Source organism: Streptomyces sp. NPDC087310 (genome assembly GCF_044744405.1).
Taxonomy (GTDB): domain Bacteria; phylum Actinomycetota; class Actinomycetes; order Streptomycetales; family Streptomycetaceae; genus Streptomyces.
Map to the genome: position 1 here is coordinate 351,579 of NZ_JBIUYF010000009.1, position 21,796 is coordinate 373,374.

At 72.9% G+C, this 21,796-nt stretch carries 18 protein-coding genes; 3 read left to right on the plus strand and 15 right to left on the minus strand.

Annotation, left to right across the window (positions count from 1 at the left end; translation table 11 throughout):
• Window positions 1-36 precede the first annotated feature (36 nt).
• The 15 genes from ACIO3P_RS32325 to ACIO3P_RS32395 all read right to left on the minus strand — a co-directional run bounded on the left by ACIO3P_RS32325 (window position 37) and on the right by ACIO3P_RS32395 (window position 17,901).
• On the minus strand, window positions 37-588 hold the full coding sequence (locus ACIO3P_RS32325; RefSeq protein WP_329826440.1) for a DoxX family protein: 552 nt from the start codon (window positions 586-588) through the stop codon (window positions 37-39).
• A gap of 134 nt (window positions 589-722) precedes the next feature.
• Window positions 723-1,943, minus strand: coding sequence for an SGNH/GDSL hydrolase family protein (locus ACIO3P_RS32330; protein WP_401850054.1), 1,221 nt, complete (start codon window positions 1,941-1,943; stop codon window positions 723-725).
• Window positions 1,944-2,141: 198 nt separating this feature from the next.
• A complete protein-coding gene (locus ACIO3P_RS32335; protein WP_329826438.1) occupies window positions 2,142-2,345 on the minus strand; it encodes an antitoxin in 204 nt (67 codons plus the stop codon).
• A gap of 97 nt (window positions 2,346-2,442) precedes the next feature.
• Entirely contained in the window at window positions 2,443-4,749 is a 2,307-nt protein-coding gene (locus ACIO3P_RS32340; RefSeq protein WP_401850055.1) for an MMPL family transporter, read from the minus strand.
• A gap of 133 nt (window positions 4,750-4,882) precedes the next feature.
• Complete coding sequence (yicI, locus tag ACIO3P_RS32345) at window positions 4,883-7,195, minus strand: alpha-xylosidase (protein ID WP_401786607.1); 2,313 nt, start codon at window positions 7,193-7,195, stop codon at window positions 4,883-4,885.
• A 76-nt stretch (window positions 7,196-7,271) separates the two neighbouring features.
• Window positions 7,272-8,135 (minus strand): carbohydrate ABC transporter permease, encoded by an 864-nt coding sequence (locus ACIO3P_RS32350; protein WP_401850057.1) that lies wholly within the window; start codon window positions 8,133-8,135, stop codon window positions 7,272-7,274.
• Window positions 8,136-8,140: 5 nt separating this feature from the next.
• On the minus strand, window positions 8,141-9,160 hold the full coding sequence (locus ACIO3P_RS32355; RefSeq protein ID WP_329826434.1) for a sugar ABC transporter permease: 1,020 nt from the start codon (window positions 9,158-9,160) through the stop codon (window positions 8,141-8,143).
• Between the two features lie 16 nt (window positions 9,161-9,176).
• Window positions 9,177-10,403, minus strand: coding sequence for an extracellular solute-binding protein (locus ACIO3P_RS32360; RefSeq protein WP_329826433.1), 1,227 nt, complete (start codon window positions 10,401-10,403; stop codon window positions 9,177-9,179).
• Window positions 10,404-10,677: 274 nt separating this feature from the next.
• Window positions 10,678-11,787: a LacI family DNA-binding transcriptional regulator gene (locus ACIO3P_RS32365; protein WP_329826432.1), complete on the minus strand. Its 1,110-nt coding sequence runs from the start codon at window positions 11,785-11,787 to the stop codon at window positions 10,678-10,680.
• Between the two features lie 132 nt (window positions 11,788-11,919).
• On the minus strand, window positions 11,920-12,426 hold the full coding sequence (locus tag ACIO3P_RS32370) for a hypothetical protein (RefSeq protein ID WP_401786602.1): 507 nt from the start codon (window positions 12,424-12,426) through the stop codon (window positions 11,920-11,922).
• Window positions 12,427-12,551: 125 nt separating this feature from the next.
• A complete protein-coding gene (locus ACIO3P_RS32375; RefSeq protein ID WP_329826429.1) occupies window positions 12,552-13,328 on the minus strand; it encodes an SDR family NAD(P)-dependent oxidoreductase in 777 nt (258 codons plus the stop codon).
• A 50-nt stretch (window positions 13,329-13,378) separates the two neighbouring features.
• Window positions 13,379-14,152 (minus strand): SDR family oxidoreductase, encoded by a 774-nt coding sequence (locus ACIO3P_RS32380; RefSeq protein ID WP_329826428.1) that lies wholly within the window; start codon window positions 14,150-14,152, stop codon window positions 13,379-13,381.
• 78 nt (window positions 14,153-14,230) lie between these two features.
• Window positions 14,231-15,586 (minus strand): MFS transporter, encoded by a 1,356-nt coding sequence (locus ACIO3P_RS32385; RefSeq protein ID WP_401786598.1) that lies wholly within the window; start codon window positions 15,584-15,586, stop codon window positions 14,231-14,233.
• Window positions 15,587-15,842: 256 nt separating this feature from the next.
• The gene (locus ACIO3P_RS32390) at window positions 15,843-16,721 is read right to left on the minus strand and encodes a polysaccharide deacetylase (protein ID WP_329826426.1); all 879 of its coding nucleotides are present in this window, start codon (window positions 16,719-16,721) and stop codon (window positions 15,843-15,845) included.
• A 124-nt stretch (window positions 16,722-16,845) separates the two neighbouring features.
• Window positions 16,846-17,901, minus strand: coding sequence for an asparaginase (locus tag ACIO3P_RS32395; protein ID WP_401786595.1), 1,056 nt, complete (start codon window positions 17,899-17,901; stop codon window positions 16,846-16,848).
• Window positions 17,902-18,098: 197 nt separating this feature from the next.
• Here ACIO3P_RS32395 and ACIO3P_RS32400 point away from each other — a divergent pair, with 197 nt between their 5' ends.
• The 3 genes from ACIO3P_RS32400 to ACIO3P_RS32410 all read left to right on the plus strand — a co-directional run bounded on the left by ACIO3P_RS32400 (window position 18,099) and on the right by ACIO3P_RS32410 (window position 21,789).
• Window positions 18,099-19,142, plus strand: a complete 1,044-nt coding sequence (locus ACIO3P_RS32400; RefSeq protein WP_401850058.1) for a LacI family DNA-binding transcriptional regulator — start codon at window positions 18,099-18,101, stop codon at window positions 19,140-19,142.
• Window positions 19,143-19,256: 114 nt separating this feature from the next.
• Window positions 19,257-20,897, plus strand: coding sequence for a phosphoglucomutase (alpha-D-glucose-1,6-bisphosphate-dependent) (gene pgm / locus ACIO3P_RS32405; RefSeq protein ID WP_401850059.1), 1,641 nt, complete (start codon window positions 19,257-19,259; stop codon window positions 20,895-20,897).
• Window positions 20,898-21,039: 142 nt separating this feature from the next.
• Complete coding sequence (locus ACIO3P_RS32410) at window positions 21,040-21,789, plus strand: SDR family oxidoreductase (RefSeq protein ID WP_329826422.1); 750 nt, start codon at window positions 21,040-21,042, stop codon at window positions 21,787-21,789.
• Window positions 21,790-21,796 lie beyond the last annotated feature (7 nt).

Genomic DNA, 21,796 nt, shown 5'->3' on the forward strand with positions numbered 1-21,796 from the left:
ACCCCTCGCGCGTACCGGTAGTCCGGCGTCGGCGGGTCAGTGCCCGGTGGCGTCGTCGTCCGCCGCGCCGTTCCCGGTCTCCGCCGCCAGGGCCCTGGCCCGCTTGCCGATCACCACGACCGCCGCCGCCGCGCTGGCGGCGAAGGCCACGGGGACCATCCAGTGCCGGTCGAGCACATGGCAGGTGGCGTGGTCGAGGGAGTAACGGCCCGCGCCCATCAGCCCGATGGAGGCGGCCGTCCAGCCGAGGAAGCCGGGGTACTCGAAGCCGCCCGACTGGGCGAAGAACCCGCTGGGCGCGTGCACGGACGCCGCGCCCGCCATGCCGCCCGCCGCCGCCGCGCCGGCCGCCGGGGTGGCGAGGCCGAGCGCCAGCAGGACGCCGCCGCCCGTCTCGGCGAGCCCGGAGGCGATCGCGCTCTCCCGGCCGGGGCGGAAGCCCATGGCCTCCATCCCCTGGGCGGTTCCGTCGAGCCCGGCGCCGCCGAACCAGCCGAACAGTTTCTGCGTGCCGTGCGCGGCGAGCACCGCACCGGTGCCGAGTCGCAGGGCGAGCAGGCCGAGATCGCGTCGGACGGAACAGGTCATGGCGGGGCTCCGGGGGTCTCGGTGGCACGGACGTGATCGGGCGTACGTCTCCACTCTCGGCCGCGCGGCGCCGGAGGGGGGCCCGTTGCTGGGCCGTACGGGTCCCCCGCACCGCGCGCCGCGCGGCCCGCGGCCTACCTGCCGCAGCGCAGGGCGGGGATGTCGACCGTGTCCGCCATGGCCTTCATGCCCGCGTCGTTCGGGTGCAGATGGTCCCCGCTGTCGTACGCGGGCAGCAGGCGCGCCGGGGCGGCCGGGTCCCCGGTCGCCGCGTCGAAGTCGACGACGGCGTCGAACGCGCCGCTCCGGACGAAGGCGTTGACCTCCTGGCGTACCGCCTCACCGTTCGCGTTCCACTCGCCCCAGCCCTGGTACGGCATGACGGTCGCGCCGACCGCGCAGGCCCCCGCGGCGTGCGTCCGCGCGATGATCCGCCGGTAGCCGTCGATCACCTGGGCGGCCGTGGGCGCCGGGGTGGCCTTGATGTCGTTGACGCCTTCGAGCAGGATCACCGTCCGCAGCCCGCGCTGGGACAGGACGTCCCGGTCCAGCCGCTTCAGCGCGCTCTCCCCCGCGCCGTCGGAGAGGAGCTTGTTGGCGGAGATCCCCTCGTTGGCGACGCCCTTGACCGTGGTCCGCCGGTCGTCGCCGAGCCGCTGCGCGAGGAAGTCGGGCCAGCGGCGGTTGGTGTCGGCGGTGGAGCCGGCGCCGTCGGTGATCGAGTCGCCCAGCGTGACGACGGCCCCGGTGCCGCGCGGCGCGTCGGCCACCACGGCGTCCAGGTAGTAGCGGAAGCTCGTGCGCTGGGTGTACGCCGTGGCGCCGTCCTCGGCTGCGTGGTCGCCGGTGGGCGCGATGTACGAGGTCTGGTGCCCCATCCGGTGACCGGTGGCGGTGCCGGACGCGTCCCGTACGTACAGACTGACGGCCAGGTCCGCGTACGGCCGTACGGTGCCCGGCAGCGGATCGCTGTAGACGGAGCCGCCCGCCGGTACGGTGACGGACGCGGCGCCGCGGAAGGTCAGCGGGCGGTTGGTGCCGGGCACCACGGAGGCGCCCGAGGCCACGGTGCCCGCGTAGGCGCGGCCGAAGGTCACCGGCTGCTCACCGAAGGCGTTGGAGAGCCGGATCCGCAGGGCGCTGCCAGCCGCGCTGGTGCGGACGAGGACGCGATGGGTCCGTTCGGGGACGGCGGTGTCCAGCCGGTCGGCGCTGGCGGCCCAGGTGACCACGGGGGTGGTGCGCGCGGCGGGGGCGGCCGAGGCCGCCGGGGGAACGGTGGCGACGGCACCGAGGGCGAAGGCCATGACGACGGCCGCGCGCCGGGCGCGGCGAGGTAACTCCACACTTCTCATTGCGGGTTGATGCCTCTCGTAGCGACAGTCGTGCCCATGTCATGAAGTGAGGCCACCTCCAAGTGTGACCTCACTTCATGACACGGGCACGGAGCGCTTCCGGTTCGACGCGCCGGGCGGCGGGGCGGAACGGTCCTGCCGTACGCGTACGGCGTGTGCCACGCTCGCGCGCGGCACACGCCGTATCGGCCGGGAGGGTCAGCTCTGCGGCGGACGGTCGCCGCCCCGGGGCGGCTCCTGCGTCCCGAGCTCTTCGTTGATCTTCTTCTGGGCGGTGTCGACCTGGCCCCGGTACTTGTTCCCCGTCTTCCGGTCGAACGCGTCACCGGCCTTCTCCACCCCTTGTCGGGCGGTGCTCTCGTGCCCCTTGATGAGGCTCTTCAGCTTGTCGAGCATCGACATGTTCGGCTCCTCGCTCGGAACGTATCCCCGACCACCATCACCGCTCCCCGGCCGTCGCGCACCCCGGCGCGGTCCACCACGGGGACACCGGGCGCTCTCAGCGCGGCGGGGTGACGGCCCTCGCCTCCACCGTCCCGCCCTCCGTGTCCACGTGCGGCAGGACGCGGTCCAGCCAGCGGGGTGTCCACCAGGCGGCGGGGCCCAGCAGCGTCATCACGGCGGGGACCATCAGCAGCCGGACGACCGTGGCGTCGATCAGGACGCTGACGGCCAGACCGAGGCCGAGCATCTTGACCACGATGTTGTCGCTCAGGATGAACGCGGCGAAGACGCTGACCATGATGAGCGCCGCGCAGGTGATCACCCGCGCGGTGATCTCCAGACCGTGCGCGACGCTGCCCCCGCTGTCATGGGTGCGCCGCCACGCCTCGTGGACCCGGGAGAGCAGGAAGACCTCGTAGTCCATGCTCAGTCCGAAGACGATGGCGAACATCATCATCGGCACGTAGCTCTCGATGGGCACGGTCCCTGAGACTCCCAGCGCGGGACCGCCCCAGCCCCACTGGAAGACGGCGACGACCACTCCGTACGACGCGGCGATCGAGAGGAGGTTGAGCACGGCGGCCTTCAGCGCGACCAGGAGCCCGCGGAACACGGTGAGCACGATGAGGAACGCCAGGGCGACGACCGCGCCGATGATGAGCGGCAGCCGGGCCGAGATGAGGTCGAGGAAGTCCTCCTGGGCGGCGGTCGTGCCCGTCACATAGGTCGCCGCGTCGGTGCCCGCCGCGCCGCGCGGCAGGACGTCGTCCTTGAGATGGCGGAAGAGCGCGGCGGTCCCGGCGGACTGCGGGGAGGTACGGGAGAGCACCGTGGTGGTCAGCACCTGGCCGTCGCTGGTCGGGGCGAGCGGGCCGACGCTCGCCGCGCCGGGGACGCCGGTGAGCGCCTTCGTCATGTTCGCCGCGAGCGCCGAACGGTCGGCCGACGGGACCGCGCTCTGGTCGACGACGACGGTGAGCGGGCCGTTGGCGCCGGGCCCGAAGCCCTCGGAGATCAGGTCGTAGGCGCGCCGGTCCGTGAAGCTGGTGGGGTCGGCCCCGTCGTCGATATGGCCGAGGCGGATGGAGAACAGGGGGATCGCGAGGACGCCGACGACCACCAGCCCGGCCAGCAGGAACCACCACGGGTGGTGCTCCACGCGCTGGGCGTACCGGTGCCAGCCGCCGCTCGCCCCGGTGTGGACCCGGGTACTGCCGGCGCGCCGCTCGGCGCGTACGACCGCCGGGTCGGCGACACCTTCCGCGACCGGGCGGCGGACCCGGTAGCGGTCGATACGGCGCCCGGCGAGCCCGAGCAGGGCCGGTACGAGGGTGACCGCGCCGATGACGGCGGTGACGACGGTGACGGCCGCCGCGGCGCCGAGCTTGCCGATGAAGCTGATCTGGGAGACGTACAGCCCGGCCAGGGCGACGATGACCGTACAGCCGGAGACGATGACGGCCCGGCCGCTGGTGGCGACCGCGCGGCCCGCCGCGGTCACCGGGTGGGCGCCGTCCATCGCCTGCTGGCGGTGGCGAGTGATCAGGAAGAGCGCGTAGTCGATGCCGACGCCGAGGCCGATCATCGTGGCCAGGGTGGGCGAGACGCTCGCGAAGGTGAAGGCAGCGGCGATCAGGCCCAGGCAGGCCAGCCCGACGACGACCGCGATCAGCGCGGTGAGCAGCGGGATCCCGGCGGCGATGACGCTGCCGAAGCCGATCAGCAGGACGATCACCGCCACGCCGAACCCGATGACCTCGCTGGTCAGCTCCTCGGCCTTGGGGCGGGCCAGTTCGCCGAGCGGCCCGCCGTACTCGACCTCGACGCCCGCGGCGCGCAGTGGTTGTACGGCCCGGTCCACGCCGTCGAGATAGGAGTGGCCGAACGTGGTGGGGCTGGTGCTGAAGCGGACGGTGATGTAGCCCGTCCGCCCGTCGGAGGTGAGCGCTCCGGTGGGCGGCGAGGAGGGCGTGGCGGGCAGCGGGTTCGCGACGGACAGGACGTGCGGGAGTTTCTGGAGGGAGGCGACCGTCTGGTCGATCTGGCTCTGTACGGCGGTGAGGGACTGCCGCCCGTCGTGCAGGACGATCTGGGCGCCGGTGCCGCCCGCCCCGGGCGCGTGCTCGCTGAGCACCCGGGCGCCGGTGTCCGACTGGGTTCCCGGGAGGACGAAGTCGTCGGAGTAGGTGCCCCCGAAGGTGTTCGCGAGCACGTGCAGCCCGCCGAGGGCGACCAGCCAGGCGACGACGACCACGACGAAGTGGCGTGCGCACCACTCCCCGAGGCGCTGGAGAAGGCCGGGGACCGCCCGGTCCGCCGGCGGCGTCCCCGCCGTACCGTCCGTGCCGCTCGGTGCGGTCATGCGTACCCCCAGAGGGTGCGAACATCAGCCGTCCATGACACATGCGGTCATTCACATGCGGTCATTTCTCCCCATTTGATCAGGATGGCGATGGTGACGCTCTGGGGGAACGCGGAGGGAACGCGGCCGGGGCTCAGCTCAGGCGGACCGCCAGCCGGTGGGTGCCCGCCGGGGCGCTGTGGAGGGCGCCGAGCGGATCGGGGGCGGCGTCCCCGGTGGGTTCGGCGCCCACCAGCAGGACCTTCCAGGGCAGTGCGCTCCCCGTCTCCACGACGAGTTCGTCGCCGTCGCGCCGGGTGGTGAAGACCGCGGCGGGCCCTGAGCCGTCGGGCGCGGGGACGGTCGTGACGACCTCGGCGCCGTCCGCCGGGGTGTGCACGCGCAGGGTGACGCCGTCCGCCCAGTCGTACTCGGGGCCCTCGTCCACGGCGCCGAGCGGCAGCACCGAGCCCGGCCTGGCCAGCAGCGGCAGGGTGTCGAAGCCGTGGGTCTCGCTCCGCCAGCCGGGGCCGGTGACCTGGGCGCCGGTGAGGATGTTGGTCCAGACGCCGTCGGGCACGTAGTACTCGACGGAGCCGTCCTCGGTGAAGACGGGGGCGACCAGCAGGTCGTCGCCGAGCAGGTACTGCCGGTCGAGCGGGCGGCACGCCGGGTCGTCGGGGAACTCCAGCACCATGGCGCGCATCACGGGGGTGCCGACGTCCCTGGCCTGGGTCGCGGCGCGGTAGAGGTACGGCATCAGCCGGTGCTTGAGCCGGGTGAAGTCGCGGGTGACGGTGACGGCCTCGTCGCCGTAGTCCCACGGCACCCGGTAGGACTTGGAGCCGTGCAGCCTGCTGTGCGAGGACAGCAGGCCGAACTGGACCCAGCGCTTGAAGAGCGCGGGCGTCGGGGTGCCCTCGAACCCGCCGATGTCATGGCTCCAGAAGCCGAAGCCCGACAGGCCCAGCGACAGCCCGCCGCGCAGCGACTCGGCCATGGCCTCGAACGTCGACTCGCAGTCGCCGCCCCAGTGCACGGGCAGCCGCTGGCCGCCGGTGGTCGCGGAACGGGCGAAGACGACGGCCTCGCCCTCGCCGCGCTCCTCGCGCAGCAGTTCGAAGACGGTCTCGTTGTAGATCTGCGTGTAGTAGTTGTGCATCCGCTCCGGGTCGGAGCCGTCGTACCACGCGACGTCGACGGGGACGCGCTCGCCGAAGTCCGTCTTGAAGCAGTCGACGCCCTGGTCGAGCAGGACGCGCAGCTTGTCGGCGTACCAGGCACGGGCGGCCGGGTTGGTGAAGTCGACCAGCGCCATGCCGGGCTGCCAGCGGTCCCACTGCCAGACGTCGCCGTCGGGCTTCCTGACCAGATAGCCCGCGGCCATCCCCTCCGCGAAGAGGGGGGACTTCTGCGCGATGTACGGGTTGATCCAGGCGCAGACGCGCAGCCCGCGCTCGCGCAGCCGGGCGAGCATGCCCTCCGGGTCGGGGAAGACGTCCGGGTCCCAGACGAAGTCGCTCCACTGGTACTCGCGCATCCAGAAGCAGTCGAAGTGGAAGACGCTCAGGGGGATCTCGGCGTCGGCCATGCCCTGGACGAACCGGTTGACGGTGGCCTCGTCGTACGAGGTGGTGAAGGAGGTCGAGAGCCACAGGCCGAAGGACCAGGCGGGCGGCAGCGCGGGGCGGCCGGTGAGCGCGGTGTACCGGGCCAGGATCTCCCGGGGTCCGGGACCGTGGATGACGTAGAACTCCAGGCTCTGGTCCTCGACGCTGAACTGGACGCGGCCGACGGCCTCGGAGCCCACCTCGTAGGAGACCTGGCCCGGGTGGTTGACGAAGACGCCGTAGCCCCGGCTGGTGAGATGGAACGGGATGTTCTTGTACGCCTGTTCGCTGCTGGTGCCGCCGTCCGCCTGCCAGATGTCCACGGTCTGGCCGTTCTTGACGAACGGGGTGAAGCGTTCGCCCAGCCCGTACACGCTCTCCCCGACGGCGAGGGAGAGCTGCGCGAGCATGAAGTGGCGGCCCTCGGCGTCGGTCGCGAAGCCGGCGCCGCGGCTGCCGATCGAGGTCAGGGTCTGTCCGCCGGCCGTGAAGTCGAGCTGCCAGGGCGCGTCGGTGTCGGTCCTCAAGGAGAGGTCACCGGAGGCGAGTTCGATCGTGGAGCCCTCCCTGACCACCTTGCCGGCGTCGGTCCTGGACCCGGTGGTGAGCGCGAACTCCGGTGTCCTCGGGGCGCGTCCGCCGTGGTGGGTGACGCGGACGCCGATGACGCCCTCGGCGGGCGACCAGCAGTCGACGGTCACAAGAGGGGCGTTGAGGGTGTCTCCGCGGTGGGTCACCCGCCCCACCGGAGCGTAGAGGGTGACGCGGTCGTCGGTGACATCGGCGTCGGCGACGGAGACCGCGTACCGGGCGGTCACCCCGGGGCGCATCTGCCAGTACCCGTCGGTGAACTTCATCAGTGCTCCTGCTCTGTGGAAGGGGCTGGTGCGGAGGGGCCGTCGGGTCGATGGTCCCTGTTCGGCGCGGCGGCCGTTATTTGACGGACCCGCCGGTGATCCCGGCGGCCACGTACTTCTGGGCCACGACCAGCAGGATCGCGGCGGGGACCGCGGAGACGACGGCGGTCGCCATCACCGCGCCCCAGTCGCTGACATGGGCGCCGATGTACTCGTACATGGCGAGCGTGATCGGTTTGACGTCGTCCGTGGTGTTGAGCGTCAGCGCGAACATGAAGTCGGACCAGGCGAAGAGGAAGGTGAACAGGCCCGCCGTGATCAGGGCGTTGCGGCTCATCGGCAGGACGATCCGGACGAAGGCGGTGAACCGGTTGGCGCCGTCGACGAGCGCCGCCTCCACGATCTCGCGCGGGACCGACACCATGAAGGCGCGCAGCAGCACGATGGAGAACGGCAGTCCGAGCGAGGCGTCGGCGAGGATCAGCCCCAACGAGGAGTTGACCAGCCGCAGTTCGACATAGGCGCTGTAGAGGGCGTTGGCGATGACGATGCCCGGGACCATCTGGGTGATCAGCGTGGCGAACACGATCGTACGGCTGCCGCGCAGCCCGAGCTGGGCCAGGCCGTACGCGGCGGGCGCGGCCAGCGCCAGACAGACCACGACGGCGCCGAGCGCGACGACCAGGCTGGTCACCAGCGAGCCGCCCTGACTGCTCAGCGCCCGCTGGAAGTTGTCCCAGCCGGGTGAGGTGGGCAGCCAGTGGGTGGCGGCCAGGCTCTCGCCGGGCTGGAGGGCGATGTTGACCATCCAGTAGAGCGGGAAGAGCAGGACGGCGAGGACCAGGAGCGCGAAGGCGGTGGAGAGGCCGCCGCGCGGGCGGCCGGTGGAGTGGGGGGTGGAGTGGGTGGTGGGGCGGGTGACGGAGTGGGTGGTGGACATGGCGGTCACTTCCCCTGGCCGAAGTCGGAGCGGTTGGCGCGCAGATAGAGCACGGCGAAGACCGCGCTGACCAGGATGAGAACGTTGCCGACCACCGCGCCCTGCCCGAAGTTGAGCTGCTGGAAGGAGAGTTGGTAGGTGACGGTGCCGAGGGTCTGGGTGGAGTCGGCGGGGCCGCCACCGGTCAGGGCGAGGATCAGGTCGAGGATCTTCACCGTGGACATGAAACCGAGGATGAGGACCACGGTGACGACCGGACGCAGCAGCGGCAGGGTGAGACCGCGGAAGGTGCGCCAGGGACCGGCGCCGTCCAGCGCTGCGGCCTCGTACAGGTCGCGGGGTATCTCCTGGAGCCCGCCGTAGAGGATCACCATGTTGAACGGGATGCCGATCCAGATGTTGACGAGGATCGCGGAGAGCAGGGCCACACTCGGGCTGCTGAGCCAGGGCACGGCGGACGAGGTGAGGTGCAGGTCCATCAGGAGTGTGTTGAGGACGCCGGTGTCCTGGTCGAGGAGTTTGCGCCAGACGACGGCCGAGACGACCATCGGGACGAGCCAGGGCAGCAGCAGGACCGCGCGGACGAAGCCGGAGAGCCGGAAGCGGCGGGAGAAGAACACGGCGAGCGCGAGGCCGATGACGAACTGGCCGAGCAGGGAGCCCGCGGTGAAGAGCAGGGTGTGCCAGAGGGAGCCGGTGAAGAGCGGATTGCCGAAGACCCCGCGCCAGTTGTCGAGCCCGTTGAAGGGGGCCTCGCCGGTGAAGTAGGTGCGCGGGGTGAAGCGCTGGAAGCTCATGACGACGTTGCGCACGAGCGGATAGCCGAAGAAGGCCAGCATGTAGAGGACGGCGGGGGCGACGAAGAGCATCCGCAGGACCGCGGTCCGGCGTCGGCGCTGTGCGGGCGCGCCGGTGGCGCCCGAGGTGCGGGTGCCGGTGTCGGTGGCGGTGTCGGTGGCGGTGTCGGCGTTTCCGGAGGGTCTTGGGGTGGGCGCCGGGACGGCGGCCGGTGTGGTGGGTGTCATGGCGGGTCTCCTCACGTCACTCGCCGGCCGTGGCCCGTGACTGGGCCTGCTTCAGGGCGGCTTCGGGTGTGGAGCGGCCGGTCAGCACGGACTGGAAGGCGCCCGCGAGGGCGTCGGAGACGACCGGCCAGCGGGAGCCGACCCGGTCGGTGCGGGAGCGGGCGGTGGCGACCTGGTCGGCGAACGCGCCGAGCTTCGGGTTCTGGGCCTTGTACGCGGCGGCGGCGGCCGTACGGGTGGGCACGTTGTAGACGGCCTCGCCCCAGGCGACCTGGTTGCGCTGCTCGTTGAGGCAGTCGATGATCCGTGCCGCGGTCCTCTGGCGCCCGGTGTCGCCGGTGCGGGGAAGGGCCATGACCGTACCGCCGATCGGTGGCACCGGAGGGCGGCCGGCCTCGGGGACGGGGATCGCGGCGACCGCCCAGTCGAGGTCCTTGTGCTCGCCGAGCACCGGGACCTGCCACGGCCCGTTGATCATCATCGCGGCCCGTCCCGCGATGAACTGGTCGTTGACGTCCTGCTGGTTCCAGGTGACGACGGCGCTGGAGGCGGACTTGTCGTCGATCAGGTCCTTCCAGAGGCGCAGGGCGGGGGCGCCCCGGCCGTCGTCGAGCCGCGCCTCGTCGCCGCCGGCCGACCAGAAGAACGGCAGGAACTGGTAGACGCCGTCCGCGTCGGGGGTCGCGCTGAAGGCCATCCCGAACGTCCGGCCCTGGGTGAGCTTTCTGGCGGCTGCCTTCAACTCGTCCCAGGTGGTGGGTGGTTCGACGCCCGCCTTGCGCAGCAGCTCGGCGTTGTAGATCAGCGCGAGGGAGTTGACCGAGCGGGCGATGCCGTACTGGTCGCCCCGGAAGCTGCCCATGGAGACGGCGCCGGGTGACATCCCGGTCACGTCCACGCCCGCGTCCTTCAGCGGGACGAGACCGCCGGTGTCGGCGAACTGCGGGAGTTCGGAGCCGTCCAGTTCGAGGATGTCGGTCAGCGAGTGGGACGAGGCCATCCGCAGCGCCTTGGACACCACCTGGTCGGCGGGGACGCTGGTCTGTCTGACCTTCACGCCGAGCGGCTTCGCGCAGCGGTCGAAGAACTTCTGTTCCTCGTCGTGTTCGTGGGTGTCGGTGGCCGAGTTGAGAACCGTCAGCGTGCCGGGGTCGGGCAGCCGCGCGCAGCCGGCGAGAGGGATGACGGCCACGAGCGCGGTGAGGAGCACGGCCGGCGCCGGGAGGCGGCGGATCGGGTGCATACGAGGGGCTCCGTTCGGTCTACAACGCTGTATGGAGACGGAGAGGTACGGAGGGTGCACGGACGTGCGGTGGGGGTGGGTGAGGGGTGAGCGGCGACGGAGGGAACTGGCGGGGAGAACAGGTGTCGAGCAGGTGGGGGAACAGGTGCGAGCGCGTGGGAGAACAGGTGTCGAATCGATTCGATTGAGCGCTGCGGTGATGGTAGGCGCTCGCCGAAACGGCGACAAGAGCCGAGCGGGGTCTTCGGTGCGTACGGGCGGGATCCGGCCGGGGTCAGTCGCGCGGCGCGCCGAGCGGCAGCGCGCCCGGCAGCAGGACCGGTGCGATCAGCAGATGTCCGACGGAGTCGGCGAGCAGCCGTGCGCCCGGCTCCGCGTGCTCCGTACCGCGCGCGGTGTCCTCCCGCAGCACGGCGGCGGCGGTCACGGCGAGCCGGGTGACCTCGGTGGCCAGCGTCCGCACCGGCAGGTCGATCCGGGGCAGCCGGCTGCTCGACGGATCGCCCGGGAGCGTGCCGATGACGACGACGGTGACGTCCTCCGGCACCCGCAGTCCGGCCGCGGTCACGGACGCCAGGATGTGGTGGTGCGCGGAGGGGTGCTGCACGATCAGGGCGGTCGGCGCCGCGCCGGTCCCGGCGTCGCTGCCCGGCCGCCGGGTCCCGTCGGCCGTCCGCTCCCCCAGCAGCGTACGGAGCCGGTGCGCCAGTTTGGCCGGATCGCCGACGGAGTGGACGACCCGGACGGCCGCGCCGGTGGTACGGGCGCCCCGGCGGGCGCCGGCGATGCCGCGCAGCGCGTAGCTGCGCCGCCCCCGTACCTCCGGTTCGCCGGGCGCGAGATAGACCAGCTCGCGGTGGCCGGCGGCGGCGAGTTCACGGACGGCGAGCACCGCGGCCTCCTCCCAGTCGAGGTCGGTCCAGGGCAGGGCGTCCTCGTCGGCGGGCCGCCCGATCAGGGCCGCGGGGAAGACCAGTTCGCGTACGACGTCGATCCGCGCGTCCTCCATGTCGACCGCCATCAGGACCGCGGCGTCCGCGAGCCCGCTGAGCGCCACGCGCCGCAGCCCCTCCGCCTTGTCCTGGGAGGTCGTCAGCAGCAGGTCGTGGCCGAGGGTGTTGGCGGCGTCGCTGACCTCGATCGCGAACCGGCCGTCCACGGCGTGCCGTTCACCGGCGGCGCGGGGAAGCGCGAGGGCGATCACATGGGTGCGGCTGCTGCGCAGGGTCCTGGCGCTGGCGCGCGGGTGGTAGCCGAGCGCGTCGACGGCCTCCTGGACGCGTCTGCGGGTCTCCTCGGAGATCGAACGGGAGCCGTTGAAGACATAGCTGACGGTGCTGGGCGCGACCCCGGCCCGCTGGGCGACGTCCCTGATGGTAGCCATCTCGACCCCTTCGGTGATGCGGGAACGACGCCGGAGGACGTGCGGCAGCCCTGGTCGTTCATCGTATCGAACGGGTTGACGCACCGGTCGGGGCGCGCTCCTGCGCCGGTAGCTCCTGAGCGGGTACGGAGGTCAGGCCGGCTCGTCCGGCGGCGCGCACACCCGCGCCAGGTCCGTGGCGAGCGCGCGGGCGCCCCACGGGGCCTCGACACACACACCGCCGGCACCCCCGGTCGCCGGATCCGCCTCCTCGCGGTGGAGCACGGGAGCGGTGTCCGGATCCGGCCCGCCGGTCAGCGACCAGCCCGCCGCCCGTACGGTGAGCGCGCCGGACGCCGGGCCCGCGCGCAGCGCCGCCGCCGTCCAGACGACCAGCGCGTGCGGATCGGGCGCGTACGGATCGGGCAGGCTCCAGACGCGGGTGGTGTCCCCGGGGTCAGGGGTGATCACCGGCCCCGACAGGGCGCGTACGGCGGTCCAGAGCGCGTCGAGCCCTTCGTAGTGGCGCCAGCGCCCGGCCCGGTCGGCGAGCTGCCAGCCGCCGCCCGGCCAGGGCCTGGCGGTCAGCCGGGTCCCGGCGAGCAGCCGTCGTACGGCGCGGTGCCGGGCGGCCGTACCGCCGGGGCCGAGCGGCGCCACGCGCTCCGTCCAGCGGGTCGCGGGACGGCCGCACCCTCCGCACACCGCCGGTCAGCCCCTCACCGTACGGCGGGCCACCGGGACGCGGCGGCCCGCGAAGCGCCCGTCCCGCTCCTGGCCGGCCGTCATGCCATCACGTCGCCGCTGTTGGGGCCGAGGGTCTGCCCCACGTAGAGGTTGCCACCGGGGTCGGAGGCGAGGAGCAGCACGGTCGGCGCGATCTCCTCCGGCCGTCCGAACCGGCCGAGCGGCAGCTCCGCCTGCTTGGCGCGCTTCCACTCGGGGCTGAGCCCGTCCACCAGCGGGGTCTCCACCGGCCCGGGGGCGACCGCGTTGACCAGCACGTGGTGCGGGGCGGCCTCCCGGGCGAGCGCCTTGGTGAAGCCGATGACCCCGGCCTTGGCGGCCGAGTAGTGGGTCAGCCCCTCGGCGCCCTTCTGGCCGAGCTGCGAGGCGATGTTGACGATCCGGCCGCCGCCCCGCGCGATCATGTGCGGAAGGGTGTAGCGGCAGCTCAGGAAGACTCCGCGCAGATCCACGGCGATGGTCTCGTCCCAGACGGCCGGATCCATCTCCGCCAGCGGAACCTCGGTGAGGATACCCGCCGAGTTGACGAGGACGTCCACCCCTCCGTGGCGGCGTACGACCTCCTCGACCGTCTCCCTGACCTGGTCGGCGTCGGCGACGTCGAGCGTGTGCAGGGTGACGGCGGCCGTACGGGGCAGCCGCTCGCGCAGGGCTTCCAGCCGGTCGGTGTCGCGGTCGGCGAGGGCGAGCCCGGCCCCCTCACGGGCGAACGCCTCGGCGACGGCGGCGCCGATGCCGCTGGCCGCACCGGTGATCAGAACGGTGCGCGGGGCCGGGGCCGAGGATGGGGGCGGGGTCGGGGTCGGGGTGGTCATGGAGTCTCCGTGAGGTGGTCGGGCCCGGGCGGGGTGAGGGTAGGGCGGGGTCAGTCGGGGAAGCGGACCGTCAGACCGCCGTCCACGACGAGCTGCTGTCCGGTGATGTACGAGGCTTCGGGCGCGCACAGGAAGCGGATGGCGGCGGCCACCTCCGCCGGGCGTCCGACCCGGCCGGCCGGGATGGACGCGCCCGCCGCGCGCAGCCCCTCGGGGCCGAGCGAGTTGCGCGCGTCCAGCGACTGCGGCGTCTCGATCAGCCCGGGGATCACGGAGTTGGCGCGGATGCCCCGGGGCGCCAGCTCCACGGCGAGGGAGCGGACCAGGCCCAGCACCCCGGCCTTGGCGGCGGCGTAGTGGGCGTGCTCGCCCCAGCCGTACACCCCGCCCGCGATGGACGAGACGGCGAGCAGCGCGCCGGGTCCTGTCATCCGCGCCGCCGCGGAGCGGAAGGTGCGCATGACGCCGGTGAGGTCGACGCCGAGCATGTCCTGCCAGGCGTCGTCGGTGAGTTCGGCGAGCGGCGCCCGGCGCAGGATGCCGGCCGCCGCGACGGCGATGTCGAGCCGGCCGTACGTGTCCACGGCGGCCCGCGCCAGCCGTTCGGGGCCCGCTTCGGTCGCGACGTCCGCCTCGACGGCGAGACATCGGCCGCCGGCCGCGCGGACCGCTTCGACGGTCTCGGCCGGGTCGTGCGGATCGGCGGTGTGGAAGCCGATCACCGTGTCGATGCCCGCTTCGGCGAAGGCGACCGCCGTCGCCCGGCCGATACCGCTGGCGCCTCCGGTGATGAGGGCCGCGCCGCGCTGTCGTTCTCCGGTCATGGTGTCGGGATCTCCTTGTCGGACGGGCTGGACGGGAAGGGGGACGGGGAGAGGGACGGGTAGGGGGACCGGTAGGGGTCAGACGGCCGCGGGGGCCGGTACGGGTGTACGGCGGCGGTCGACGTCCCGGGCGCCGAGCATCACCAGTCCGGAGCCGAAGATGCCGACGGCTCCGGCGATGAAGGCGGCGAGGGTCATCGAGGCACCGGCCGAGAGCAACGCGCCGAGCAGCGCGGAGCCGACGATGGCGCCGACCGGGCCCATGGTGTGGGCGACGTTGGAGCCGATCCCGCGGACCTGCTCGGGGAACGACTCGCTCATGTAGAACAACATCGCCGAGTAGGGGCCGGTCAGGAAGAACAGCCCGAGCGCGTAGAGGCCGATCACGGCCGCCGTCGAGGTGGGGCCGAAGAGCATGGCGGTCATGGCGACACCGCCGCAGCTCCAGCCGATGATGATGGTCGTACGGCGGCCGATCCGGTCACCGAGCCAGCCGTGGAAGACGTAGCCGAAGAAGCCGGCCAGGTTGGCGAGGACGAGAACCAGCAGCGCGCTGCTGAACGAGACGCCCTTGGCCTCGACGAGCACGGTCGTGCCCAGCACCGAGAAGATCTGGATGCCCATCCAGTTGAGCAGCCAGGCGGCCGAGAGGCAGAGCGTGTGACGGCGCAGCGCGGGCGCGAAGACCTCCCGCAGACCGGCCTTGGACGCGTCGGTCTCGATCCCGGCCGATTTCTCGACGGCCTCGGCCTCGGCGCGGCGCCCCTCGGCGCGCAGGGCTCGGGCCTTCTTCAGGCCGAGGAAGACCGGGGACTCGGGCAGGGTGCGCATCAGCAGGGCGATGACGAGCGCGGGGACGGCCGCGATCACGAAGCTGCCGCGCCAGCCGAAGGTGGGCAGGGTCAGGGCCGTCACTCCGGCGCCGACCAGGGCGCCGACCGGCCAGCCGCTCTGGACGAAGCTGAAGAGCAGTCCGCGCCGGGGGTGCTTCCCGTAGATCTCGTTGAGATAGACGGTGTTGACGACCTCCTCGGAGTATCCGAACCCGGAGAAGGCGCGGATGCCGACCATGGAGATCGCGCCGCCCGCCAGGGCGGTCGCCGCGGAGGTGAGTGCGGCCCCGGCCGAGGTGATCATCAGGGCCGGGCGGCGGCCGAAGCGGTCGAGGATCGGGCCGACGCAGAGCGAGACGACGAAGGTGCCCGCGGTGACGCCGGTGACGACATTGGCGGCGGTGGCGGTGGACCAGCCGAAGTCCTCGGCGATCTTGGGGAGCAGGGTGCCGAAGAGGGTGAAGTCGTACACGCTGAAGACCCAGGCCAGGAAGCAGATGACCGAGGCGCGGACGACGAGCTTGCGGGGCGGGGTGTTGGTGTCCGGGTCGGCTATGCCGGGGGTTTCGGCGGCTGACGAGGATGTCGCTGAGGGGTTCACGGGCGGACTCCGATACGTACGAAGAGGACGCGGGGACGGGGATGCCGCGGTAGTGGAACGCGCGGGCGGGGAGGTGCGGAGGTGACGGGGCGCGGGGTGGCGCCGTGACAGCGCGGTGCCGGGAGCGGGCCGGGCCCCGGCGCCGGCCCGGGGACGGGGCCGGCGCCGCGCCGGTGGCCGGGGCACGGAGGGCGGCGGCCACCACGGGGAGGAGCGGGGAGAGGGGAGCGGGGAGAGGGAGCGGGACGGGGCCGGGTCAGCCGCGGGGACGGCGGCGGACGAAGTCCTTGGCGATCTCGTCGAAGGTGACCCAGCGGACGCCCTCGTGGCTGCTGATGTGGTCGATCAGCCGCTCGTGCATCAGCAGGTTCTGCGGCCGTCCCGACACGTCGGGGTGCACGGTCATGGTGAAGACGGCGTAGTCGTTCTCGCGGTAGACCCAGTCGAACTGGTCGCGCCACGTCTGTTCGAGCTCACGGGGGCTGACGAAGCCGTGGCTGTTGGGGCTGGCCTTGACGAACATCATCGGCGGCAGGTCGTCGAGGTACCAGTTGGCGGGGATCTCCACCAGGTCGGTCTCCTCGCCCCGTTCCAGCGGCTTCATCCAGTCCGCCGCCGGACGGTCGTAGTCGATCTTCGACCAACTGTCGCCGACCCGCACGTAGTACGGCTCGAAGTCGCGGTGCATCAGGGAGTGGTCGTACGCGATGCCCCGCTCCAGCAGGAGTTCGTTGGTGACCGGGGAGAACTCCCACCAGGGGGCGACATAGCCGGTGGGCCGCCGTCCGGTGCGGGTGGTGATGAGGTCGATGCAGTGGTCGAGGATGTCGGACTCCTGCGTCCGGCTCATCGCGATCGGGTTCTCGTGGCTGTAGCCGTGCACCCCGATCTCGTGACCGGCGGCGGTACACGCCTCGAACTGCTCGGGGAACGTCTCGATCGAGTGGCCCGGCCAGAACCAGGTGGTGGTCATCCCGCGGCGCCGGAACAGCTCCAGCATCCGGGGCACGCCCACCTCGCCCGCGAACAGGCCGCGCGAGATGTCACAGGGGGAGTCCTCTCCCCCGTACGAGCCGAGCCAACCGCCGACCGCGTCGACGTCGACGCCGTAGGCAACCAGAATCTCTTTCGCCATGTCGGTTCTCCTCCAGATGTACCGGTGGTGGTGTCTGCCGGTGGTGGTGTCTGCCGGTGGTGGTGTACGTGGTGGCCGGTCGCCCGTGAGGGAGGCGCGCCCGGCCGGTGGTGGTCCTTCGTGATCAGCCGCCGGGGTGCGCGGCGTCGTGGTGTCCGCTCCAGGGGTGCGCGGCGTCGTGGTGTCCCGCGTCGGCGAGCCAGTCGCGGATCACCACGGCGGCCCCTGCGGGCCCCCGCCCCTCGGCCCGGTGCAGCGCCGCGGCCAGGAGCAGCCGCAGATGCCACGGGGAGAGGTCGGCGGCGAAGACCGCGCCGGCCCGCAGCAGGTCGGCGCCGCCGCCCGCGCCGTACGCCGCCGAGGTCGCCCCGGCCGGCACCCGGCTGGCGACGGCGACCGCGACCCCGTCCGCCACCAGCCGCGCGACGGCCTCGGTGACGTCCGGCGGGGCGTTGCCCGCCCCGAAGGCGCACAGCACCACGCCGCGCGCACCGGCGGCGACCGCGGCGTCGAGCAGCGCGGTGTCGCAGCCGACGTAGAGCGGGACGATGTCCACCCGGGGCAGCCGGCCGAGGTCGTCGGCGCTGATCAGCGGGGCGGGGCGGGGCGGCCGGCCGATCAGCCGGACGCGGCCGTCGTCCACCCGGGCGACGGGGCCCCGGCCCGGTGCGCCGAAGGCGGCGGGGGCCAGGGTGTCGGTCTTGCGGAGCCCGATGGCGGGCCAGACCGCGCCGTCGAAGACCGCGCTGACGCCATGGCCGCGGGCCGCGGGGTGGGCGGCCCAGGTCAGGGCGGTGGCGAGGTTGCGCGGCCCGTCGGCCGCCGGGTCGTCGGCGGGGCGCTGCGCGCCGGTGAGCACGATGGGGCGGTCGTCGGCGTGGACGAGGGAGAGCGCGAAGGCGGTCTCCTCCATGGAGTCCGTGCCGTGGGTGATGACCACCGCGTCGGCCCCGTCGCGCAGGCTCTCACCGACGGCTCCGGCGAGCGCTGCGAGGTCGGGGAGGCCGAGCGAGAAGCTGGCCCGCAGGCCCATCTCCACGCAGGTCACCTCGGCACACTCCGGCACGGGGAAGGCGCGCGCGGTCTCCAGCAGCTCCTTCACCGTGACGGAGGCGACCCTCCCGGTGGGCGTGGAGCGGCTGGCGATGGTGCCACCCGTGCCGATGAGACGAAGCTGCATACGAGGCTCCACAATCGATTGCGAGAACGATTGCGCAACCATGCTCCACACTCACCCCGGAGGGCAACCCCCTTGATCGGATCTTCATGGAAGATGATGGCTCCCGAAACACGGGCACCCGGGCCGACGGCGCCGGCGCCGTGACGGGCCGCTCCCGGCCCGTCACTCCCAGCAGGACAGGAACGAGGACCACCGCCTTGATACGACAGCCCCCGGCCGGCCGCGACCCGGGCGAGAACGGTGTGACCCTGGCCGATGTGGCCGCCGACGCGGGTGTGCACCAGTCCACCGCGTCCCGGGCGCTGCGCGACGGGGCCGGGGTGGGGGCGGCCACCGCCGACCGCGTACGGGAGTCGGCGAGACGGCTCGGCTATGTCGTGAACCCCGCCGCGTCCAGCCTGCGGACCGGCCGCTCCCGGCTGCTGGGCGTGCTGGTCCCCCGGCTCACGGACATCGTGCTGGCCACGGTCTACGAGGGCATCGAGGCGGGCGCGGCGGCGGCCGGGTACCAGGCCGTCGTCGCCAACACCGGGGACGATCCGGCGGTCCAGCGGGCCAAGGTCGAGCGGCTGCTGGCCCTGCGGGTGGACGGGCTGCTCCTCGGGGACGCGCGGGGCGACACGACGCTCGCCTCCGAACTGGTCGCGCGGGGGGTGCCGGTGGCGCTGGTCTCCCGACGACTACGCGGGGTCACCTCCTTCACCTGCGACGACATCGTCGGCGGGCGTCTGGTGGCGGAGCATCTGCTGTCGCTGGGGCACCGCAGGGTGGCGGTCGTGGCGGGCGAGCCGTACGCCTCCACCGGGGTCGAGCGGACGAAGGGCTTCACGGACGCGTACGCGAAGGCGGGGGTGCCGGTGGATCCGGCGCTGGTCGTCAACGCGCCGTTCGACGTGTACGGCGGCGAGCGCGCCGCGCACCGGCTGCTGGCCGCCGAGCCCCGCCCCACGGCGGTCTTCGCGGTCAACGACTTCGCCGCGATCGGGGTCATGGGCGCGCTGCGCGCCTCCGGTCTGGTGCCGGGGCGGGACGTCGCGGTGGCGGGCTTCAACGATGTCCCGCTCTCGGCCCAACTGCCCATCCCCCTCACGTCCGTACGTTCGCCGATGCGCGTCATGGGAGAGCGGGCGGCGACCGCGCTGGTGGGGATGGCCGAGGGGCGCCCCGCCCGGTCGCGCCGGTTCACCCCGGAGCTGATGGTGCGCGCGTCCACGGTCGCCCCCGACCAACCTGACCGGTAGGACCAGCAGGACCAACCGGCCTGACGGGCTGTCCGGCGGGGCGGTCGCCGGTCGCGGCGGCGACCCGCGAAGATGAACCGACAAAACGATCGACCGATCTGGAGGAGTGGGCAGATGCCGCACGAACGAGCGGGACAGCCGGCCCGGCCGGAGGACCTCATCGATGTCGCCAAGCTGGTGACCGCGTACTACGCGCTGCACCCCGACCCCCAGGAGCCGGGCCAGCGCGTGGCGTTCGGGACGTCGGGGCACCGCGGCTCCTCCCTCGCCACCGCGTTCAACGAGGACCACATCGCCGCGACCAGCCAGGCGATCTGCGAGTACCGGTCCCTCCAGGGCACCGACGGGCCGCTCTTCCTCGGCGCCGACACCCACGCGCTCTCCGAGCCCGCCCGGGTGACCGCCGTCGAGGTGTTCGCGGCCAACTCGGTGACCGTGCTCATCGACAGCGCCGACGGCTACACCCCCACCCCGGCGGTCTCGCACGCGATCCTCACGCACAACCGCGGCCGTACGGTGGGTCTCTCGGACGGCGTGGTGGTCACCCCGTCCCACAACCCGCCCGCCGACGGCGGTTTCAAGTACAACCCGCCGAGCGGCGGCCCCGCCGGGTCCGACGCGACCAACTGGATCCAGGACCGCGCCAACGACATCATCGCGGGCGGCCTCAAGGACGTCCGCAGACTGCCCTACCGGCGCGCGCTGGCCGCCCCCGGCACCGGGCGGTACGACTTCCTCGGTACGTACGTGGCCGATCTGCCGTCCGTGCTCGACCTGGACGCGGTGCGCGCGGCGGGGGTACGGATCGGCGCGGACCCGCTGGGCGGCGCGTCGGTCGCGTACTGGGGCCGGATCGCCGAGGAGCACCGGCTCGACCTGACCGTGGTCAATCCGCTGACCGATCCGACCTGGCGGTTCATGACGCTGGACTGGGACGGGAAGATCCGGATGGACTGCTCGTCGCCGTACGCGATGGCCTCGCTGATCGAGCGGCGCGACCGGTTCGCGATCGCGACGGGCAACGACGCCGACGCGGACCGGCACGGCATCGTCACGCCGGACGGCGGGCTGATGAACCCCAACCACTACCTCGCGACCGCGATCTCCTATCTCTACGCCCACCGCGAGCGGTGGCCCGCGGGCGCCGGGATCGGCAAGACGCTGGTGTCCTCGGGGATGATCGACCGGGTCGCCGCGGACCTCGGCCGGCCGCTGGTCGAGGTGCCCGTCGGCTTCAAGTGGTTCGTGGACGGGCTGGCCGGCGGATCGCTCGGCTTCGGCGGGGAGGAGTCGGCCGGGGCGTCGTTCCTGCGCCGCGACGGCTCGGTGTGGACCACCGACAAGGACGGCATCATCCTGGCGCTGCTCGCCTCCGAGATCCTCGCGGTGACCGGGAAGACCCCCTCCGAGCAGTACGCCGCGCTCACCGCGCGGTTCGGGGAGCCCGCGTACGCCCGGATCGACGCGCCCGCCACCCCGGCGGAGAAGGCGGTGCTCGGGCGCCTCTCGCCGGAGCAGGTCACCGCGGACACCCTCGCCGGGGAACCGGTCACGGAGGTGCTCACCGAGGCGCCCGGCAACGGCGCGCCGATCGGCGGCATCAAGGTGTCCACGGAGAACGCCTGGTTCGCCGCCCGCCCCTCCGGCACCGAGGACGTCTACAAGATCTACGCGGAGTCCTTCCTCGGCGCCGACCATCTCGGCCGTGTCCAGGAGGAGGCGAAGGCCGTGGTCTCGGCGGCTCTGGACGGCTGACCCGTCCGGCGGGGGCCCGGGGCCGCGCGACCGGGCGGATCCCGGCGGCGCGGCGCTCCGGAGCCCGCCGCCGGGCGACGCGGACAACCCGCCGCGCGACCGGTGGCACCCACCTGAGGCACCTGAGGAGAGAACACCCGCCATGACCTTTTCCGACTACAGGACCGCGCTGGTGACCGGCGCGTCGAGCGGGATCGGCGCCGTCGTCGTCGAACGCCTCGCGCGCCAGGGGCTCCGGGTGCACGCCGTGGCGCGTGACACGGACCGGCTCGCCGCGCTCGCCGCCCGCACCGGATGCGTACCGCACGCCGTGGACATCACGGACACCGACGCGCTGGCCGCGACGGTCGCGGGGATCGATGTCGATGTGCTCGTCAACAACGCCGGGGTCTCGCGCACCGGCACCGTACTGACCGCCGACGCGTTCGCCGTGGACGAGCAGGTCGCGGTGAACCTCCGGGCCGTGCTCCATCTCGTACGGCTGCTCGTGCCGCGCATGGTGGAGCGGGACCTCGGCCATGTCGTCAACGTCAGTTCGATCGCCGGGGTCCACAACTTCGCCGGCAACACGGTCTACCACGCGACCAAGTCCGCCGTGCACACGCTCTCCCGCCAGCTCAGGATCGACGCGTTCGGCACCCGGGTCCGGGTCACCGAGATCTGCCCGGGACGGGTCGAGACCGAGATCTTCGGGCGGCTGCTCGGCGACATGGAGAAGGCCGGGCGCCTCTACTACGAGGGCTACGAGTGTCTGAAGCCCGAGGACATCGCGGACGCCGTCGACTACGCGATCGGCGCGCCCCGGCACGTCAACATCGGTCACCTCGAGATCCTGCCGACCTTCCAGGTGCCGGGAGGGCTGGGCTTCCACCGGGAGCGGGACGAGGTCTGAGACGGCC

Bases quoted from the DNA above. Each gene is read 5' to 3' on its own strand.
- ACIO3P_RS32340 (WP_401850055.1), bottom strand. From the start codon at position 4,749: ATGACCGCACCGAGCGGCACGGACGGTACGGCGGGGACGCCGCCGGCG.
- ACIO3P_RS32375 (WP_329826429.1), bottom strand. From the start codon at position 13,328: ATGACCACCCCGACCCCGACCCCGCCCCCATCCTCGGCCCCGGCCCCG.
- ACIO3P_RS32330 (WP_401850054.1), bottom strand. From the start codon at position 1,943: ATGAGAAGTGTGGAGTTACCTCGCCGCGCCCGGCGCGCGGCCGTCGTC.
- ACIO3P_RS32325 (WP_329826440.1), bottom strand. From the start codon at position 588: ATGACCTGTTCCGTCCGACGCGATCTCGGCCTGCTCGCCCTGCGACTC.
- ACIO3P_RS32380 (WP_329826428.1), bottom strand. From the start codon at position 14,152: ATGACCGGAGAACGACAGCGCGGCGCGGCCCTCATCACCGGAGGCGCC.
- pgm (WP_401850059.1), top strand. From the start codon at position 19,257: ATGCCGCACGAACGAGCGGGACAGCCGGCCCGGCCGGAGGACCTCATC.
- ACIO3P_RS32350 (WP_401850057.1), bottom strand. From the start codon at position 8,135: ATGTCCACCACCCACTCCGTCACCCGCCCCACCACCCACTCCACCCCC.
- ACIO3P_RS32390 (WP_329826426.1), bottom strand. From the start codon at position 16,721: ATGGCGAAAGAGATTCTGGTTGCCTACGGCGTCGACGTCGACGCGGTC.
- ACIO3P_RS32365 (WP_329826432.1), bottom strand. From the start codon at position 11,787: ATGGCTACCATCAGGGACGTCGCCCAGCGGGCCGGGGTCGCGCCCAGC.
- ACIO3P_RS32410 (WP_329826422.1), top strand. From the start codon at position 21,040: ATGACCTTTTCCGACTACAGGACCGCGCTGGTGACCGGCGCGTCGAGC.
- ACIO3P_RS32360 (WP_329826433.1), bottom strand. From the start codon at position 10,403: ATGCACCCGATCCGCCGCCTCCCGGCGCCGGCCGTGCTCCTCACCGCG.
- ACIO3P_RS32335 (WP_329826438.1), bottom strand. From the start codon at position 2,345: ATGTCGATGCTCGACAAGCTGAAGAGCCTCATCAAGGGGCACGAGAGC.
- yicI (WP_401786607.1), bottom strand. From the start codon at position 7,195: ATGAAGTTCACCGACGGGTACTGGCAGATGCGCCCCGGGGTGACCGCC.
- ACIO3P_RS32355 (WP_329826434.1), bottom strand. From the start codon at position 9,160: ATGACACCCACCACACCGGCCGCCGTCCCGGCGCCCACCCCAAGACCC.
- ACIO3P_RS32395 (WP_401786595.1), bottom strand. From the start codon at position 17,901: ATGCAGCTTCGTCTCATCGGCACGGGTGGCACCATCGCCAGCCGCTCC.